The organism is Streptomyces sp. NPDC001848, assembly GCF_042891915.1.
Classification (GTDB): Bacteria; Actinomycetota; Actinomycetes; order Streptomycetales; family Streptomycetaceae; genus Streptomyces.
Genome location: NZ_JBIATP010000006.1, coordinates 152,863 through 171,281, shown reverse-complemented (window position 1 = coordinate 171,281; position 18,419 = coordinate 152,863). Strand labels below are relative to the sequence as shown.

Below are 18,419 nucleotides of genomic sequence, written 5' to 3'. Positions count from 1 at the left end.
GGGGCTGCGGGCGCCGAAGCCCTGGCGGTCACCGCTCGCACCCGACCGCCGGCGCCCCCGGCCGGGTCCGGTTCCGGGAGTCCCCTGCGCCCCCGGGACCGGCCGTCACGCGTGCCGCAGTTCGCCCGGGTGCGCCGAGCGGTGCAGGAGGGGCAGTGATGTGGCGGCCGCCAGGACGCAGGCCGCGTAGACCGTCACCGGCACCAGGAGCGGCAGCATCGGTACGGAGGCACTCGACGCCAGGGCCGCGTACCAGGCGCTGATCGCCATGCCGCCCGCGCCCGCCAGGACCACCGCGGGGGCCAGCGGCAGCGCGGTCTCCAGGAGCAGCGCCCGCGCCGGCACGGAGGCCGGTACCCCGGCGGCCACCTGCGCGGCCAGGCCGCGGCGTCGGGTGGCCACGGACTCGGCGGTGCCCACGGCCAGCGCGGACAGGGTGATCGCGAGGGCGACCAGGACGGCGGCGCCCGTCAGATCGATGCCGGTGGTGTAGAAGGACAGGTCCTCGGCCGGGGTGGTGTGGTGCAGGCTGTCCAGGAGCACCTGGCGCACGCCCACGAACCCGGTGCCCACGACGGTGACGAGCAGCACCGCCGCATGCGTACGGGCCGCGGCCCACGGGTCGTCGCGCAGCCGTTCCGCCGCGATCAGCACGGCCGGGTTCCCGGTCCGCTCGGCCAGCAGCCGGCCCGTGCGCCGCGCGGTGGCGCCGCTGAGCCGGACGGCGCCCATACCGGTGAGCACCACTACGGCGAACACCAGTCCTGGTGCCGTGGCGAACCCGCCGAACATCCGCGGCGCCAGGAACAGCCCCGCCACCACCAGCACCACCAGCGCCGCCACCAGGTACGCCACGACCGGTCCCCGGGACGTGGGCGGACGCACCCGCCGTACCAGGCCCAGCGGCTCGGCGACCACGCGGCGCAGCGCGACCACGCCCACCAGCACGCCCAGCACCGGCATGGCCGTCGTGACCAGCGCGAACGCCGCCCAGACCACGGCCGGTGCCCCGTGCCACAGATGCAGCAGGGCCAGGACGGACAACCCCGTGACCAGGGCCGAGCCCACCAGGCAGGTCAGCCCCGTCTCCAGCGCGGCGATCCGGCGCACCCGGCCCGGCTCGGCCCCCGCCAGCCGCAGCGCGGCCAGCCTCCGGTCCCGGTGCACGGCCCCGATGCGGGCGCACTGCCCGAGGAAGCCCAGCACCGGCACGAGCAGCAGGACCAGCGTGAACACGATGCCCCGGCGTTCGCCGGGCTCGTTCAGCAGACCGTTCGCGAGGGCGATCGAGTACTGCCCGCGCAGCGCGGCGACCGCCACGGCGGCCAGCGCGAAGGCGGTGGCGAGCCCGGCGCCCACCGCGGTGAGCAGCACCCGCCACCATTCCCGCCGGTCGGACCCACGGGTCAGCAGCCAGGCCAGCCGGAGGTCCGCGCTCAACGTGCCACCTCCACGGACTGACCCTCGAAGGCCCCGTCCCGCAGGGTCACCTCACGGTCCGCGTACGCCGCGACCTGCGCGTCATGCGTGATCAGCAGCACCGCCGTGCCCGACTCACGGGCCGTGTGCACGAGCGCGGTCATCACCTGCTCCCCGGCCAGGGAGTCCAGCGCACCGGTCGGCTCGTCCGCGAAGACCACCTTCGGCCCGGTCGCCAGCGCCCGTGCCAGCGCCACCCGCTGCGCCTGACCCCCGCTCAACTCGCCTGGTCGCAGCGCCTCCTGCCCGAGCACCCCGAACCGCTCCAGCCACTCGCCGGCCCGCTCCCGGGCCCGCTGCCGCGGTGCGCCCGCGAGCAGCAGCGGCAGCGCCACGTTGTCGGCCGCGGTCAGCTCCGGGATCAGCTGCCCGAACTGGAAGACCACCCCGAACTCCGTCCGCCGAAGCCGGCTCAGCCGTGCCTCGGGCAGCGTGTCGAGGCGCTCACCGGCGTACTCCACCGTGCCGGAGTCCGGGCGGACGATCCCCGCCAGGCAGTGCAGCAGCGTCGACTTGCCGCTGCCGCTGGCCCCGGTCACGGCGAGGATCTCCCCGGAGTGCAGGGTGAGGGAGGCGCCGCGCAGCGCCGGGGTGGGACCGTGTGCCTTGTGCAGGCGGTGGCCCGTGAGCAGGGGAGTGCTCATGGTGAGTCGACCTCCGCGGTCAGAGTCGTGAGCCGGGCCGCCGTGGTGGTCATCCAACGGAGGTCGGCGTCGAGGTGGTTGAGGGCGTAGTCGGCCGAGAGCACCGTCGCGAGACCGGCTCCGGGGGTGGTCTTCACCGCCGTCAGCTCCCGCATCCGCGCCATGTGCGCGGCACGCTGCGCCGCGAGGTACGCGGCCGGGTCCGCCGACGCGAGGATGGAGACCACCACCTTGGCGAAGATCTCGTTCGTCACGAACGGCGCGGGCGGTGTGATCTCCCCGGCCCAGCGGACCAGCTCGCGTGAGCCGGCGTCGGTCGAGCGGTACAGCGTGCGCTCCGGCCCGCCGTCGGAATCGGTGCCCTCGACCTCGGCGAGGCCGTCGCGGACCAGGCGTTGGAGGGTCGTGTAGACCTGCCCGTAGGCCAGGGGCCGCGCCTGCGGGAACCGCTCGTCGTGCCGCCGCTTGAGGTCGTAGCCATGGCTCGGCCCTGCGGCGAGCAGCCCCAGAAGGATGTGGCGGGTGCTCATGAAGATCAGTATGCACTCGCTACATGTACGGAGTGAATAGTCACCGGAACTCGCCGGAAAGCCTCCGGAAAGTCCGTAAGCTCCTCGGGACGGTGGCGTGCCGCAGGACCCCGCACCGGAGTACGGTCTGTGAGCAAACCCACCTTGTTCACCCTCGTACGTCTGCGCACGCGCCCACTGGGTAGGCCTGCACTCACCCGCAGAATGTCGCACGACGACAAGGAGGCCCCCGTGGCCGCACCGGCACACCATCCGCTCCCGACCCTGTCCAAACGCGACGCGGAACCCTCCGCCGCCCCCCGGGCCCCGATCGGCGTCCTCAGCGCGGAGGGCGCCCGCACCCAGGCGCCGCTGACCAGTGAGCCGCCCCTGCCCGACGCCGAGCCCCTCACCAGCGAACCCCCGCTCGCCGACGTCACCCCCCTGACCAGCGAGCCCCTGGCCGCCGGCCCGGACCCCATGGGGTACTAGATGACACCGGCGGACCCCGAGCGCGCCGACACGCCCCTGGCCCGGCTTGCCGCGCTGCACGGCGTCGCCACTTCCTACCGCCCCTCCCCGGACCGCACGGTCACGGCCTCGGACACCGCGGTCACCGCCGCCCTCGCCACGCTCGGCGTGGACGCGAGTACCCCGGACGCCGTACGCCACGCCCTGGCCGCCCGTGAAGGGGAGCTGCGGGAGCGGCTGCTGCCCCCGACCGTGGTCGGCTGGGGCGGCGAGCCGCCCGCCGCGCTCGCCGCCCTCCCGGACGGCACCCGGGTGCGCGTCGAGACCGAACAGGGCGAGACGCGCGCTTCGGCCGAAGGCCTCCCGCCCGGCGTCCACACCCTCCATGTCGCCACCCCCGACGGCCGCACGGCCGAAGCCCACCTCATCGCCGCCCCCGCCCGGCTGCCCGAGCCGCCGGGGCGCTCGTACGGACTGCTCGTCCAGCTGTACTCCCTGCTCTCCCGCCGCTCCTGGGGCATGGGCGACCTCGGCGACCTGGCCGAGCTGACCGCGTGGGCCGGGCGCGCGCTCGGCGCCGGGTTCGTGCAGGTCAACCCGTTGCACGCGGCCGTACCCGGCGCTCCCACCGACCCCTCCCCCTACCGCCCCTCCTCCCGCCGCTACCCGGACCCCGTGCACCTGCGCGTGGCGGACATCCCCGAGTTCCCCTACGCCGAGGACCGCTCCCGCACCCGTACGCTGCTGGAGCGTGCCGCGCGGCTGCGTGAGTCCGTCCTCGACAAGGGCGAGCTGATCGACCGCGACGCCGTGTGGGAGCTCAAGCGCGAGGCGCTGGAGATGGTGCACGCCGTCCCGCTCGGGCCCGGACGGCGCGCCGCCTACGCCGACTTCCTCGCCGAGCAGGGCCAGGAGCTGGAGGACCACGCCACCTGGTACGCACTCGCCGAGCTCTACGGCCCCGACTGGCACACCTGGCCCACCCGGCTGCGCGACCCCCGCTCGTCCGCGACCGGCCGCGCCCGTGCCGAGCTGATGGACCGCGTCGACTTCCACAGCCGGCTCGCCTGGCTCACCGACGCCCAGCTCGCCACCGCCCAGCGCACCGCCCGCGACGCCGGAATGCCCATCGGGCTGATCCACGACCTGGCGGTCGGGGTGCACCCGGGCGGCGCCGACGCCTGGGCCCAGCAGGAGTACCTGGCGTCCGGGATGTCGGTGGGCGCCCCACCGGACGCCTTCAACCCGCGCGGCCAGGACTGGGGCCTGCCGCCCTGGCGTCCCGACCGGCTCGCCGCCTCCGGCTACGCGCCCTACCGCCGGCTGCTGCGCGCCCTGCTGCGGCACGCGGGCGCCCTGCGCATCGACCACGTCATGGGTCTGTTCCGGCTGTGGTGGGTGCCGCAGGGGCAGCCACCCACCGAAGGCACGTACGTCCGCTACGACGCCGAGGCCATGCTCGCCGTCCTGGTCCTGGAGGCGTCCCGCGCCGGGGCCCTGGTCATCGGCGAGGACCTGGGGACCGTGGAGCCCGGGGTGCGCGAGACCCTGCACGAGCGCGGGGTGCTCGGCACGTCCGTCCTGTGGTTCGAACGGGACTGGGAGGGCGACGGGCAGCCGCTGCCGCCCGAACGCTGGCGTGCCGACTGCCTGGCCACCGCCACCACCCACGACCTGCCGCCCACCGCCGCCCGGCTCAGCGGAGAGCACGTGGAACTGCGCGACCGGCTCGGCCTGCTCACCCGCCCCCTGGCCGAGGAGCGTGCCGAAGCCGCCGCCGAGACGGGCCAGTGGCTCGCCCTGCTGTCCCGGCTCGGACTGCTCGACGGGGCCGGCGGCGCCAACTCGGCGGTGTCGGAGGAAAGGGAGATCCAGGCCGTGCACCGCTTCCTGCTGCGCACCCCCGCCCGGCTGGTCGGCGTCTGGCTGCCCGACGCGGTGGGCGACCGCCGCCCGCAGAACCTGCCGGGCACCTGGGACCAGTACCCGAACTGGCGCCTGCCGATCGCGGACGCCGCGGGACGCCCGGTGACCCTGGAGGACCTGGCGGCCTCGCCGCGGCTGTACGCGCTGATGGACGTGGTGCGGCGGGGTCGGTAGAGGCGCGGTACGACACCCCCGGGGCCGGGCGCGGCCCGGTGGAGCGCTCCGGGCGGCCCGGTAGGGCACCCCCGGGCGAGCGGGCCGTTCGGGCGTTCGCTACTTTTGCACCGTGGACAAGAAGAACGCCCTGCGCGCCGGCGCCCTGGCCGCCGGTACGACGCTGATGATGCTGCTCATGTCGTCCCCCGCACTCGCGCTGACCCGCGACGACGGCGACGACCCCGGCAAGGGCCTGAGCGTAGTGGAGACGCTGGGGCTGTTCGTGGCGGCGCCGATCGTGCTGTTCCTGGTCATCGCGGGCCTGGTCATGGTGACCGACAAGTCGCGCAAGCAGGCGAAGCAGGGCTGACCCCCAGCAGCTTCTTTCATTCGTTTCACCGAGGGAGTCCGCGCACCGGGAAGGTGCGCGGACTCCCTCGGCGTGTTTCCACGCACTCAGAGCTCGGCCACCCGAAGCTCACCCGAAGCTCGGCCACCGGAAACTCCGCCACTGAAAAAAGGGGGTGCCCGGAATGTGCCGGGCACCCCTCCCGCGTACGGTCAGGCCGCAGCGGCGTCCGCCGCCTGCGCCCTCAGCGCCCGTTCGACGCCCGCGCGTGCCTCCGAGACCAGGCGCCGCAGCGCCGGGGGCGGCTCGGCGGAGGCCAGCCAGGTGTCGGTCTTCGCCAGCGTGTCCTCGGACACCTGGATCGACGGGTAGAGACCGACCACGATCTGCTGGGCCATCTCGTGCGAGCGGGCGTCCCAGATGTCCCTGGCCACCTCGAAGTACTTCTCCGTGTACGGGGCGAGCAGCTCCCGCTGGTCGGTCTGGACGAAGCCCGCGATCACCGCTTCCTGCACGGCGTTCGGCAGCTTGTCGGACTCCACGACCGACGCCCACGCTTCCGCCTTGGCCTCCGCGGTCGGGCGCGCGGCCCGGGCGGTGGCCGCGTGCCGCTCACCGGCCGCCGTCCTGTCCCGCTCCAGCTCGCCCGCGATCTCCGCCTCGTCGAAGCGGCCCACCGCCGCGAGCCGCTCCACGAACGCCCAGCGCAGCTCGGTGTCCACGACCAGGCCCTCAACGGTCTGCGAACCGTCGAGCAGCGCCTCCAGCAGGTCCAGCTGCTCCGGGGTCCGGGCGGTCGCCGCGAACGCGCGCGCCCACGCCAGCTGGTGGTCGCCGCCCGGCTCGGCGGCGCGCAGATGGGCGAGGGTCGCGTCCGTCCACCGCGTCAGCAGCGCCTCGCGCGCCGACGGGTCGGCGTAGAGGTCGATCGCCAGCTTCACCTGGCGGTGCAGCGACTGCACGACACCGATGTCGGACTCCTTGGAGATCCCGGACAGGATCAGGGACAGGTAGTCGCGGGTCGCCAGCTCCGCGTCCCGGGTCATGTCCCAGGCGGACGCCCAGCACAGGGCGCGCGGCAGCGACGACTGGAAGTCGCCCAGGTGCTCGGTGACGAAGGCCAGCGACTTCTCGTCCAGGCGGACCTTGGCGTAGGACAGGTCGTCGTCGTTGAGCAGGATCACGTCCGGGCGGCGCCGGCCGGTCAGCTGCGGCACGGCGGTCAGCTCGCCGTCGACGTCCACCTCGATCCGGCCGTCCTCGTCGCGCAGCAGCTTGCCGCTGTCCTCGTCGAGGCCGTAGAGGCCGATGGCGATGCGGTGCGGGCGCAGGGTCGGCTCACCTTTCGCGCCGACGGGCAGCGCGGGGGCCTCCTGGCGGATCGCGAAGGACGTGATGACGCCGTGCTCGTCCGTCTCGATCTCGGGCCGCAGGATGTTGATGCCCGCGGTCTGGAGCCACTTCTTCGACCAGGTCTTCAGATCGCGCCCGGAGGTCTCCTCCAGGGCGCCCAGCAGATCCGACAGGCGCGTGTTGCCGTACGCGTGCCGCTTGAAGTACGTCTGCACCCCACTGAAGAACTCGTCCATGCCGACATACGCCACGAGCTGCTTGAGGACGCTCGCGCCCTTGGCGTACGTGATGCCGTCGAAGTTGACCAGGACGTCGTCCAGGTCGTTGATCTCGGCCATGATCGGGTGCGTGGAGGGCAGCTGGTCCTGCCGGTACGCCCACGTCTTCATCTGGTTGGCGAACGTGGTCCAGGAGTGCGGCCACTTCGACTCGGGGTGCAGCGCCTGGCAGGCGGCCTCGGCGTAGGTGGCGAACGACTCGTTCAGCCACAGGTCGTTCCACCACTCCATGGTCACCAGGTCGCCGAACCACATGTGGGCCAGCTCGTGCAGGATGGTGGCGGCCCGGGCCTCGTACGCCGCGTCCGTCACCTTCGAGCGGAACACATACTGGTCGCGCAGGGTGACCGCGCCCGCGTTCTCCATCGCGCCCGCGTTGAACTCCGGCACGAAGAGCTGGTCGTACTTCTTGAACGGGTACGGGAAGTCGAACTTCTCCTGGAACCACTCGAAGCCCTGCCGGGTCACCTGGAAGATCGCGTCCGAGTCGAGGTACTCGGCCAGGGAGGGCCGGCAGTAGATGCCGAGCGGGATGCTCTGGCCGTCCTTCTCGTACACGCTGTGCACGGAGTGGTACGGGCCGACGATCAGCGCCGTGACGTACGTCGAGATCCGCGGCGTCGGCTCGAAGACCCAGACGTCGTCCTTGGGCTCGGGGGTCGGCGAGTTCGAGACGACGGTCCAGCCGCTCGGCGCCTTCACGGTGAACTGGAAGGTGGCCTTCAGGTCCGGCTGCTCGAAGGAGGCGAACACCCGCCGGGCGTCGGGCACCTCGAACTGGGTGTAAAGGTAGGCCTGGTTGTCGACCGGGTCGACGAAGCGGTGCAGGCCCTCGCCGGTGTTGGTGTAGGCGCAGTCGGCGACGACACGCAGGATGTTGGGGCCCTGAAGGAGGCCGGGCAGGGCGATCCGGGAGTCCTTGAAGACCTCGGCGGGGTCGAGCGGGTCGCCGTTGAGGGTGACCTCGTGGACGGTCGGGGCCACCAGGTCGATGAACGACTCCGCACCGTTCTCGGCGGAATCGAAGCGCACCGTGGTCACGGACCGGTAGGTGCCGCCCTCCTGCGCGCCGGAGAGGTCGAGATCGATCTCGTACGAGTCAACGGTGAGCAGCTTCGCCCGCTGCTGCGCCTCTTCGCGAGTCAGGTTTGTGCCAGGCACGCGGTCATCTCCTCGTGATGGGTCGGTTCCGTCATCCTTCCACGTCATCGTCACGTTGGGCGATGATCAGGGCCTACAGCAAGGGGCGCGCACCGGCAGCGGTGCGCGCCCCTTGGATGTGAGGGTTTTCCCTACTTGGTCAGCTCGGCGGCGACCAGCTCCGCGATCTGCACGGCGTTGAGCGCCGCACCCTTGCGGAGGTTGTCGTTGGAGACGAACAGGGCCAGGCCGTTCTCCACCGTCTCGTCGCGGCGGATGCGGCCCACGTACGACGGGTCCTTGCCGGCCGCCTGCAGCGGGGTGGGGATCTCGGAGAGGGCCACGCCCGGGGCACCGGACAGCAGCTCCGTCGCGCGCTCCACCGACAGCGGACGCGCGAAGCGGGCGTTGACCTGGAGCGAGTGCCCGGAGAAGACCGGGACGCGGACGCAGGTGCCGGAGACCTTCAGCTCGGGGATCTCCAGGATCTTGCGGGACTCGTTGCGGAGCTTCTGCTCCTCGTCGGTCTCGTTCAGGCCGTCGTCGACGAGGTTGCCGGCGAAGGGGATGACGTTGAAGGCGATCGGGCGCTTGTAGACCTGCGGCTCGGGGAAGTCGACCGCCTCACCGTCGTGGGTCAGCTTGTCGGCCTCCGCGACCACCTTCTGCACCTGTCCGTGCAGCTCCGCCACGCCCGCGAGGCCGGAGCCGGACACCGCCTGGTAGGTGGCGACGACCAGCGCCTCGAGCCCCGCCTCCTCGTGCAGCGGCTTCAGCACCGGCATCGCGGCCATCGTCGTGCAGTTCGGGTTGGCGATGATGCCCTTGGGGCGGTTCACCACCGCGTGCGGGTTCACCTCGGAGACGACCAGGGGTACGTCGGGGTCCTTGCGCCAGGCGGAGGAGTTGTCGATCACGACGGCGCCCTGCGAGGCGACCTTCTCGGCCAGCGCCTTCGAGGTCGCGCCGCCCGCCGAGAACAGCACGATGTCCAGGCCGGTGTAGTCGGCCTCGGCGGCGTCCTCGACGGTGACCGGTGTGCCCTTCCAGTCGATCGTCGTGCCCGCCGAGCGCGCCGAGGCGAACAGGCGCAGCCGCTCGACCGGGAAGTCCCGCTCTGCCAGGATCCTGCGCATGACCGTGCCGACCTGACCGGTGGCTCCGACGATTCCTACCTTCACGGCGACTCCTTGCGTGCGTGATCTGCGTCCGTACGACGCCTGCTGCTCCTGCTCCACAGGCGTACAGCGCTGTGCTGTCCGCTGTCCGCACGACGGCGTACGGGGGGTCCGGCGGACCCGTGGGCGTGGGGTCCGGTGCACCCCATCATGCGTATCACCGGTCCCCGGGTGTCCACTCGTTTGCCCGAGGAGTGGGATGGCGTGACCCACGTCTCGGTTCGGGCGGGCGTCCGCCGAACGTTTCTCCGCCCTCCCGCGTCACAGGGGAAAACAGTCGCAGCGGAGGCAGCGTTTGCTGGGGGGAAGAACCGCCGGCTCGGAGGAGGACCCCCTCGACGCCGCACCGGTACACAGGGTACGTGCTGTGCTGGCGCTCGGTGGTGTGCCGCAGTCCGAGTTCCAGGACGGGGTGCAGCAGGTCAGGCTACGGCTGCTGGAGCGGCAGGCGGGGGGCGAGCAGGCGCCGCGTGAGCTGGGGGCCTGGGTCGCGGCGGTGGCCTCCGACATCGCGGTGGACTGGCACCGCGCCCGAAGCCGGCAGGAGCGGATCGGGGCCCGCCTCGCCGCGCTGGGGCCACTGGGGGCCGAGATGTCCGGTGGGCAGGAGGCGAGCCTGCTCACGCTCGCTGTCGCGGACGGACTGGAGAGCGTGCCGGTGCCGCAGCGACAGGTGATCGTGCCGTCGCCGTCCGGTCCGGGAGCAGTGCGACGCCCGCGGGGGAACGCCCGCAGGTGGGCCCTCGCCGCCTGCGCGGCGTTGGTCGCCTCACTGCTGGGCGCCGGCCTCATGTGGAGTGCGGCGCAGCCGAGCGGTGACGCCGGCGGCGCGAGTGCCGCGAAGCTCTCGCGGGAGGGGATCGTCGCCTGCGCCCGGACCATCGTGCGGGGCACGGTGACCGGCGTGCGGCCGGACGGCGGGCGGACACGCCTGGTACTGCGGGCCGAGCGCCATCTGAAGCCCGAGCACGGACCGCGGGACGCGGAATTCACGGTGCCGACCGACGAGGCGAGACGATATCGGCCCGGGACGGAGCTACTCGTCAGTGTGTCGCGTTTCCCCGAAGAGCCGGTGATGATCTTCGTGGGGGATGACATGGCGCCCAATTGGGACTGGATGGCCTCGGCGCTGCCGACGTCTCGTTCAACCCCTCGCGACACTCCTGGATGATCAGCGCACACAGGACTCGGTCACCGCTACGGCTACCTGAACGCGAGCGCTGCGGGGACCTGAGTCATGCGCCGGATATCTTTGATCGCCGTCTCGGCGGTGGCTGTTCTCGGACTCGGAGCCACAGGATTCCTGTTGACCCGGGAGTCGGAGGTCGATGCCTTCCGGAAGTCCCCGCACCACGCGGAGTTCTGCAGGGACGCGGCGCCGCTCGATCTTCAGCGAAGTGAGCAGCTCACGCCACACAAGCGGCAGCACGTCATCGAAGACCTCGCCGGTCAGGCCCCGGACGGGATCTCGAAGGGCTTCGACCGGCTGATCGACTGGTACGAGCACCCCAGGCCCGAGCACGAGCAGGCGGCACGGGAGTCCGGCGTCAAGGTGGGCGAGTTCATCGAGCGGGTCTGCGACGACATCGACATCGGTGGGATCAGGGCCTGACCCGGTGGTCGACGACGGTGCGGGTGCTTTCGGATCAGTACCCGCACCGCCTGCGTCGCCACGGCATCCGCTACGGCGTGACCTTCTCGATCTTCACGCTGCCGGTGCCCGCGACCGTGCCGCGTGCGTTCACCAGCTGGACCTGGCCGAAGAACTCCCGGCCCTCGGGTGCCGGCGCGGTGGCGGTGACCGTGCCGGACACCGTCGCGGAGTCACCCGTGGCCAGCTTCACCGGCGCCGAGGCGTCCACCGTGACCTGGCCGAGCGCGGGGGAGAAGAACACGTCCCGGTAGTCGTACGCCGTCGAGCCGGCCGGCACCGAGTAGCCCACGACCTCGATCGTGTAGGTACCGGCGGCCGGCTTGTCGATGTGCACCGACTCCTCCGAGTCGCCGTCGGCGGACTTGCCGACCTCCTTGCCGGAGGCGTCGTACACCATCAGGTCGAGGTCGGCGGCCGTGTCGGACACGTTGCCGATCGCGACGTCCAGCGAGGCGGCACCAGCGGGCACCTCCACCGTGGTGGTCTTCGTCTCGCCGTTCTTGATCGTCGGCCGGGCCGTCTTCGACGAGCCGAGCGGGCCGCCGACCAGCTTGCCGTCGAGCGCGGCGTACTTGTCGGTCACCTTCCAGGAGACGGCGGCCGGGGTGCCGACCTCGGCCTCGGACACGGTCACGGTCTGAGGGTCGAAGGCCGCGCCGAGCACGGTGACGTCCAGCGTGTACGGGTTGTCGAGCAGCGGCGAGGTGCGGCGCGACTCGACCTCGATCTCCCAGACGCCGGCCTGCGGGTCCGCGTACGAACGCACGTCGGGCTTGCAGCCGTTGCCGTCGAGGTGGTTGTTGTAGCAATACGGCGTCGAGGTGTTGTCGACCGGGGTGCCGAACGGGTGAATCGCGATGAACCGGGTCTGGCTCTTGTCCTTCAGCCCGCCGATCGCGACCTCCAGCGACTTCGCGCCCTCGGGCACGGTCAGGAAGTACGACTGCGAGCTGTTGCGCTGCACCGAGCTCGACGCGGAGTAGGTGTACTTGACCGGGGTCGACACCACGACCGTGGTCAGGATCTGCTTGTCGACACCCTCGGTGAACGGGTCGTCGACCTCCAGGATCGCGCTCTTGATGCCCGCGGAGCGCGGGGCCGCCTGCACCTTCACGGTCACCGGCTGGTTCAGCGGCAGCCGCACCAGGGGCGCGCCGAGGAGGCGGAAGGTGTCGCCCGCGTTGTCGGCGAAGCGCAGCGTGTGCCGGACCGCCCGGTCGGGGCCGGAGGTGCGGGTGACGGTGATGTCGTACGTCTTCTTCTCCCCCGCCTTGAGGCCGCCCTCGCGGTCGTACAGGCCGGTGCCGAAGCCGGGGGTCTTCAGCGCGTAGTCGATCGCGGTGTCGACGGGGGCCTTCACCGTGTAGTCGTGGGCGGAGGCGTCGTCGCGGATCGCGTCCCAGGCGTCGAGGATGTTGATGCGGCCCGCGCCCTCCTCGTACGCCTGCACCCCCTTGATGTGGTCGGCGGTCGAGGTCAGGGCCGTGCGCAGCTTCGCGGGGGTGAGGTCGATGCCCTGCTGCCTGGCGGCGCTCAGCAGCAGCGCGCTCGCGCCCGCGGCCTGCGGGGACGCCATCGAGGTGCCCTGGAGCATGGAGTAGCCGGCCGGCAGCGAGTAGCCCGCCTCGGCGACCGGGGAGCCCGGCAGCCAGGTCTGGGTGGTGTTGATCGCGGCGCCGGGCGCGACGAGGGTCGGCGTGAAGCCGCCGTCCTCGCGCGGGCCGCGGGAGGAGAAGGGCAGCAGCTGGTACTTCTTCTCCACGGCCGAGCCGTAGTTGGCCGCCCAGGTCTCCTTCGAGATCGCCGCGCCGACGGAGATCACCTTGTCCGCGAGACCGGGGTCGCCGATGGTGTTGGCGCCGGGGCCCGAGTTGCCCGCCGAGATCACCAGTTGGACGCCGTAGGTGTCGATCAGGCGGGTGTAGAGCTCGGCGCGCGCGTTGTTGCCGTCGTTGAGCGCCGGCAGGCCGCCGATGGACATGTTGACGATGTCGACGCCGCGGTTGACGACGAGGTCGATCATGCCCTCGGTGAGCGCGACGTTGGTGCAGCCGCCGGTCCAGGTGCAGGCGCGGGAGGAGACGATCTTCGCGCCGGGGGCGGCGCCGTTCATCCTGCCGCCGAACAGGCCGTTGGCGGCGGTGATGCCCGCGACGTGCGTGCCGTGCTCGGACTCGATGACGCCGATGTTGACGTAGTCGGACTTGGCGCCGGAGGCGTTGTAGACGACGTCCTTGCGGATCTCGACCACGAACGGGACGCGCTCGACGACGTCGGTGGCCGGGTTGTCGGTACCGAAGTAACCGATCTGGTAGCCGTCCTTGTACGGCTTCATCGGCACGTCGTCGGTGAAGTCGTGGTCGTCGTCGGTGTCGACGCGCACGGTGCCCGTGGCCGGGTCGTACAGCACACCCCAGGCGTCCGTGGTGTCCCCGTCGCGGTTGAGGTCGCCCTTCTCGTCGCCACCGGTGGTGGCCGACTCGTACATGTAGGTGAACTTGTACGAACCCTCGGGCGCCTTGAACGTCTCCGTCCCCTGGGTGGAGGTCGTGATGGAGAACGTGGGCCCGGAGACCCCGGTCGTCATCCGCCGCCAGGTGCCGTCGCCGTCGGCGACCGGGTCGGTCGCGGTCACCCAGTCGACGATCTTCCGCTCACCGGTGGTGGTCTTCTGCAGCGCCGGGTGGCCGAGGTCGACGCCCGAGTCCAGGATGCCGATCGTGATGCCGCGGCCGTCCGCCTTGGGGTGCTCCTTGACGAAGTCGACGGCACCCGTCTCGAAGGACGGGTTGTACGGGTTCTTCGCGGGGGTGTCCTTGCCCGGGGCCGGGTAAGTCGCGCTCTTCGCACCGGACGTGGCGGTGTCCGCGCTCGGTGACGGGTCGTCGAGCGGGATCTCCCGCTTCAGGTCGATGGCGTGCACGGAGGGCAGCTTCTCGGCGGCGGTGATCGCCGAGTCCGCCTTGGCCGTCGGCACGGTGGCGCGGACGTAGCCGAGCTTGTCGTAGGTGCGGCCGACGGTGCCGCCCTTGACCGCGTCGAGCTGCTCGGCGACCTGCTCGGTCTGCCCGGGCGCGGTCGCGACCATCATGGTGACGTTCTTGGCGCCGTCGGCCTTGGCCTCGGCGAGCAGGTCCGCGTCGTCCGAGCCGAGCTTGGCGCTCGCGGACTTCACGGCGGGGTCGGCACCGGCCGACGGCTGGTCGGCGGAGAAGGCCAGGGGTATCGGCCCGGCCGCGCAGAGCGCGGCCACCAGCCCCGTGGCCGCGGCTATGCGCGCCACACGTCTCGTGCCCGGTTTCGGGCCGCGCTGGGGGGTGAAGGTCATCGGCATCCCTTGTAGGTAAAGGAGCGTGCGGGGACCGACCGGGACCGATCGGCCCTGGTCGTGGTCGTCCGGTGGGCGACCCCGGACGATCGCACAGCTTTACGTAAGGAACGTGAGTTTGGGGAGTGTTGACCGAATCGAAATGGATGCATGGGGAAAACCCGCGATGGGCTTGACGGAGTTCGGCTCGGGACGATGGCAACCGGCCCGGTTTCAGGCCTCCTTCGAGCCGTGCCGCTGCGCCGGTCCGCGCCCGGATACTCCCCTGCCGATCCGGAGCCGACGGGCTAACGTGCCCGAGTGCGTACACGACTGAGGGTGGCGGCCTACGCCATCTGCGTTCGCGACGGCCGGCTCCTGCTCGCCCGCGGGCGGGCCTTCGACGGCACCCCCGAGTGGACCCTCCCGGGCGGCGGCATGGAGCACGGCGAGGACCCCTACGGCACCGTGGTCCGGGAGGTGGAGGAGGAGACCGGCTACCGCATCGAGGTCACCGGGCTGCTCGGTGTGGACTCGGTCCGCCACAGTCTCCGTCGCGGCTTCGGCCGCAGCGTCGACCACCACGGCGTACGGCTCGTCTATGAGGGCCGGGTGGTCGGCGGAGAACTCAGGAACGAAGTCGCGGGCTCGACGGATCTCGCCGCCTGGCAGGAGCTGGCCGCCGTCCCCGGACTGAGTCGGGTCGGGCTCGTCGACACCGGGCTCGCGCTGTGGCGGGAGCGTCCCGCGGCGGGGCGGGTCGCCCTGTCCGAGCCGCCCGGGTGACCGGGCCGGGGCTGCGCGGGTGACCGGGCCGGGGCCGCGCGGGTGACCGGGCCGGGGCCGCGCGACGAGGTGCGGCTCCGTCTCGGTGCGCCGCTGGATCACGGCGTACCAGGCTGACGATTTACGGCGTAACCCAGTCGACCCGGACATGAGACGCCGTGTTCATCCGCCCGAAACATTTGTGCCGCCTCATAGCGACCAACCCGCTGTTCACGGGGATGGTTCGACACTTGTGCAAGGCGGGTGGTCACGTGCGTGCACGGCACGAGCTGCGCGTGCTGTCGGTCTACGACGGCTTCTTCTCCGGGGGCGCCCGGATCCTCCACAGCGACGTCGTCCTGGGGCTGCGCGAAGGCGGCCAGCACCACCGGGTGCTCAGCGTCCACGGCGAGGTGCTCCGTGAGGCCACTCGGCAGGCCATGCGGGACGACGCCTGCTACCGGTCGCTGACGGCGGCCGGGGTGGAGGTCACCTCCCTGGGTCGCACCTTCGGGCTGACCGGGGGCCCGGCCGCCGATCCGGCCGTCTTCAGCGGCCCTGAACTGGCGGAGACCGCACGGGCCATGGCCGGGGCCGACGTCGTCCTGTCGCTCAAGGAGCAGCCGCTCGGCCTGCTCAACCAGGCGGGCCTGCCGCGCCGCCCGGTGATCGTCTGCCTGCACCGCTCCGACCCGGAGAACCAGGGCGGGGCGCTCGCCGAGCTCAAGGCCGCCATCGCCGACGGCACCGTGGTCGCCTGCGTCTGCTGCGCCGAGTCGACCCGGGACGCCTACCGGGCCGCCGGGATCCCGGCCGAGCTGCTGCACGTCATCCCCAACGGGGTGGACCTGCTGCGCTTCCGCCCCGACCCGGGCCGGCGCCTGCGCACGCGGGAGGCGCTCGGCATCCCGGAGGCCGCACCGGTCGTCGTCTTCGCGGCCCGCTACGACGCCATGAAGAACGTTCCGCTGTTCCTGCGCGCCGCGCACGCCTGGCTGCGCCGAGAGCCCGCCGGGCACGTGCTGATGTGCGGCGCGGGCATGACCGCGGACCAGCCCGGGCTGGCCGCCGACATCCGGGAGGCCTTCGGCGACGACACGGGGCTCACCGGGCGGCTGCACGCGTTGGGCGTCCGGCGCGACATGGAGACCGTCTACGCCGCCTCCGACGTGGTGGCGCTGACCTCGTCCTGGGGCGAGGCGGCCCCGCTGTGCCTGATCGAGGGCATGATGTGCGGGGCCGTCCCGGTCGCCACGGACGTGGGGGACAGCGCCCTGATCGTGTCCGGGCACGGCCGGCTCACCCCGCCGGACCCCGACGCGATCGCCCGGGCCTGGACCGAGGCCGCCGCCGCCCGCGCCGACCTCGCGCCCGTCCTCGCCCGCAGCCGCGAGCGGTTCAGCCGCACCCGGATGATCGCCTCGTACGCCGACCTCATCGACCGCGTCCACACGGAGGCGATGAGGCCCACCCCACCGGAGCGGGAGCCCGCGCTCCCCGAACCGCCCCTCCCCGACCCGCACTGACGGCAGCCCTCCCGAACCGGCACAGGAGGAGGGGCCACCGGCAGGTCCCGGCGGCCCCTCCTCTCCCCTCCTGGTACCGCCCCGGTCCGTCACCGGGGCAGCACCTCCACCGGCGCGGCCGGTTCCCGGTCCAGGGCCGCCATCAGTGCCGTGCGGACCACCGTCGCCTGCTGCTCCAGACCGTCGCGCAGCTTCTTCGGGGTCAGGTACACGACCGTGATGCCGAGCCGCTCCAGCTGCTCGCGCTTGCGGGCGTACTCCGACCACAGCGCGTCCTCGTCCTGGCGCGGGGCGCGGGTGTCCAGTTCCAGCGCCACCGCCTGCTCGGGCCAGTACGCGTCCAGGCCGCCGAGGTAGGGGCCGCCGGGCAGCCTCAGGTCCACGTTCCAGACCGGGTCCGGCAGGCCGTGCTCGCGCACCATCCGGTACAGGCGGTCCTCCGCGACCGCCCGGCTCTCCGCCAGCAGCGCGTCCACGGCGTCCACCACGTGCGGTCGGCTCAGCAGCCGAGCCTGGTTCAACTCCCGCACCACCGCGGTCGGTTCGCAGTGCCCGTCGCGGACCGCCTCGGTCAGCAGCCGGCGCACCACACCCGCGTCCGACACCTCGGCCACCGCGTCGGCCAGGGCGCGCGCGACCGGGGCGACGGGCACGCCGGTCACCAGCCGCGGGTCGGGCAGCGACGCGGTGCGGACCACCCGGGCGCAACCGGTGCTGCGCAGCCGGCGCGTCCGCGGCACCAGGACGTCGATCTTCTCCAGCGACGACAGCCCGGGTGCGGAGGCGAAGCCGTACAGAGCGAGGGCGGCCAGACCCGTGACCATGGCGTCCGTGTACGGCAGCGGGGCGTGCGGGGAGCCCGCGCCCGGCTGGGCCGGGACCGCGGGCGCGGGGTCGGCGAGCGAGGAACGGGCCGCGTAGAGCAGCACCGCGTGCAGGCGCTCCTCGGAGGTCGGCGGACCGGGGTGCAGCAGGTGCACGCCGGGCAGGAACTGCTGCCAGGGGCCGCCGGGCCGGCACTTCGCGGTGGTCTCGGCGGTGCTCACTCCGTGGGCGCGCAGCTGGGCGGTGGTCAGCACCCGGCGCTGCACGTCGGACAGATGGCGGAGGGGGCGGGGGGAGAGCGGGGTGTTGTGGTTCATGATCCCGGATTTCCCGTCCCCGGTCCGCCCTCTAACCGCTGTTACACGCCTGTCGACAAATGCGGACAACATGGCGCTAAAGTACGTGCGTTCGACTGCCGAAAGAGGCTGGTCCGGACGGGGGACGCGGGAGGTTACGGGTGGCGATACTCGTATTTCGTCACCGTCGCCCCACCGCGCCCGTCAGCCGCCGTCTCCGGTACCAGTCGCCCCACCGCGCCCGTCAGCCGCGGTCTCCGGCGTCAGCCGACTGCTCGCGGGTCAACCGTCGTTCCCCGGCGCCAGTGAGCCGCCGACCGGTCAGCCACCGCCCCCGCACCAGTCGCCCCCACCGCGCCCGTCAGCCACCGCCCCCGGTACCAGTCGCCCCACCGCGCCCGTCAGCCGCGGTCTCCGGCGTCAGCCGACTGCTCGCGGGTCAACCGTCGTTCCCCGGCGCCAGTGAACCGCCGACCGGTCAGCCACCGCCCCCGCACCAGTCGCCCCCACCGCGCCCGTCAGCCACCGCCCCCGGTACCAGTCGCCCCACCGCGCCCGTCAGC

The 18,419-nt window shown here is 72.4% G+C and carries 14 protein-coding genes; 7 read left to right on the top strand and 7 right to left on the bottom strand.

Features of this window, described 5'->3' with window-relative positions; translation table 11 throughout:
• Positions 1-105: 105 nt before the first annotated feature.
• From ACFYZJ_RS14230 to ACFYZJ_RS14220, 3 genes are read right to left on the bottom strand one after another with little or no spacing between them, the layout of a single operon-like run.
• Positions 106-1,440: an FtsX-like permease family protein gene (locus ACFYZJ_RS14230; RefSeq protein WP_388567016.1), complete on the bottom strand. Its 1,335-nt coding sequence runs from the start codon at positions 1,438-1,440 to the stop codon at positions 106-108.
• Positions 1,437-2,123, bottom strand: coding sequence for an ABC transporter ATP-binding protein (locus ACFYZJ_RS14225; protein WP_388567013.1), 687 nt, complete (start codon positions 2,121-2,123; stop codon positions 1,437-1,439). Before ACFYZJ_RS14225 ends, ACFYZJ_RS14230 begins: the two co-directional genes overlap by 4 nt.
• Positions 2,120-2,653 (bottom strand): PadR family transcriptional regulator, encoded by a 534-nt coding sequence (locus ACFYZJ_RS14220; RefSeq protein WP_388567010.1) that lies wholly within the window; start codon positions 2,651-2,653, stop codon positions 2,120-2,122. Before ACFYZJ_RS14220 ends, ACFYZJ_RS14225 begins: the two co-directional genes overlap by 4 nt.
• Before the next feature lie 231 nt (positions 2,654-2,884).
• Between ACFYZJ_RS14220 and ACFYZJ_RS14215 the strand changes: the two genes are divergently transcribed.
• The 3 genes from ACFYZJ_RS14215 (at position 2,885) to ACFYZJ_RS14205 (ending at position 5,555) form a co-directional block, all read left to right on the top strand.
• Positions 2,885-3,124 carry a hypothetical protein gene (locus tag ACFYZJ_RS14215; protein WP_388567007.1) on the top strand — a complete coding sequence of 80 codons (240 nt, stop codon included), beginning with the start codon at positions 2,885-2,887 and terminating at the stop codon, positions 3,122-3,124.
• A complete protein-coding gene (malQ, locus tag ACFYZJ_RS14210) occupies positions 3,125-5,203 on the top strand; it encodes a 4-alpha-glucanotransferase (RefSeq protein WP_388567004.1) in 2,079 nt (692 codons plus the stop codon).
• A gap of 112 nt (positions 5,204-5,315) precedes the next feature.
• Positions 5,316-5,555, top strand: a complete 240-nt coding sequence (locus tag ACFYZJ_RS14205) for a hypothetical protein (protein ID WP_388567002.1) — start codon at positions 5,316-5,318, stop codon at positions 5,553-5,555.
• A 191-nt stretch (positions 5,556-5,746) separates the two neighbouring features.
• Here ACFYZJ_RS14205 and pepN read toward each other — a convergent pair whose 3' ends face one another.
• The gene (pepN, locus tag ACFYZJ_RS14200) at positions 5,747-8,326 is read right to left on the bottom strand and encodes an aminopeptidase N (RefSeq protein ID WP_388567000.1); all 2,580 of its coding nucleotides are present in this window, start codon (positions 8,324-8,326) and stop codon (positions 5,747-5,749) included.
• Between the two features lie 131 nt (positions 8,327-8,457).
• Positions 8,458-9,486 (bottom strand): aspartate-semialdehyde dehydrogenase, encoded by a 1,029-nt coding sequence (locus ACFYZJ_RS14195; protein WP_388566998.1) that lies wholly within the window; start codon positions 9,484-9,486, stop codon positions 8,458-8,460.
• Between the two features lie 364 nt (positions 9,487-9,850).
• Between ACFYZJ_RS14195 and ACFYZJ_RS14190 the strand changes: the two genes are divergently transcribed.
• Both ACFYZJ_RS14190 and ACFYZJ_RS14185 read left to right on the top strand, forming a co-directional pair.
• Complete coding sequence (locus tag ACFYZJ_RS14190; protein WP_388566995.1) at positions 9,851-10,654, top strand: hypothetical protein; 804 nt, start codon at positions 9,851-9,853, stop codon at positions 10,652-10,654.
• A 66-nt stretch (positions 10,655-10,720) separates the two neighbouring features.
• On the top strand, positions 10,721-11,095 hold the full coding sequence (locus ACFYZJ_RS14185; RefSeq protein WP_388566993.1) for a hypothetical protein: 375 nt from the start codon (positions 10,721-10,723) through the stop codon (positions 11,093-11,095).
• A 70-nt stretch (positions 11,096-11,165) separates the two neighbouring features.
• On the opposite strand, the gene ACFYZJ_RS14180 is transcribed toward ACFYZJ_RS14185, so the two are convergent.
• Positions 11,166-14,465 (bottom strand): S8 family serine peptidase, encoded by a 3,300-nt coding sequence (locus ACFYZJ_RS14180; protein ID WP_388566991.1) that lies wholly within the window; start codon positions 14,463-14,465, stop codon positions 11,166-11,168.
• 300 nt (positions 14,466-14,765) lie between these two features.
• Here ACFYZJ_RS14180 and ACFYZJ_RS14175 point away from each other — a divergent pair, with 300 nt between their 5' ends.
• Together ACFYZJ_RS14175 and ACFYZJ_RS14170 are read left to right on the top strand one after the other, a co-directional pair.
• Entirely contained in the window at positions 14,766-15,230 is a 465-nt protein-coding gene (locus tag ACFYZJ_RS14175; protein ID WP_388566989.1) for an NUDIX hydrolase, read from the top strand.
• A gap of 275 nt (positions 15,231-15,505) precedes the next feature.
• A complete protein-coding gene (locus ACFYZJ_RS14170) occupies positions 15,506-16,735 on the top strand; it encodes a glycosyltransferase (RefSeq protein ID WP_388567612.1) in 1,230 nt (409 codons plus the stop codon).
• Between the two features lie 89 nt (positions 16,736-16,824).
• On the opposite strand, the gene ACFYZJ_RS14165 is transcribed toward ACFYZJ_RS14170, so the two are convergent.
• Positions 16,825-17,877, bottom strand: coding sequence for a hypothetical protein (locus tag ACFYZJ_RS14165; RefSeq protein WP_388566987.1), 1,053 nt, complete (start codon positions 17,875-17,877; stop codon positions 16,825-16,827).
• Positions 17,878-18,419 lie beyond the last annotated feature (542 nt).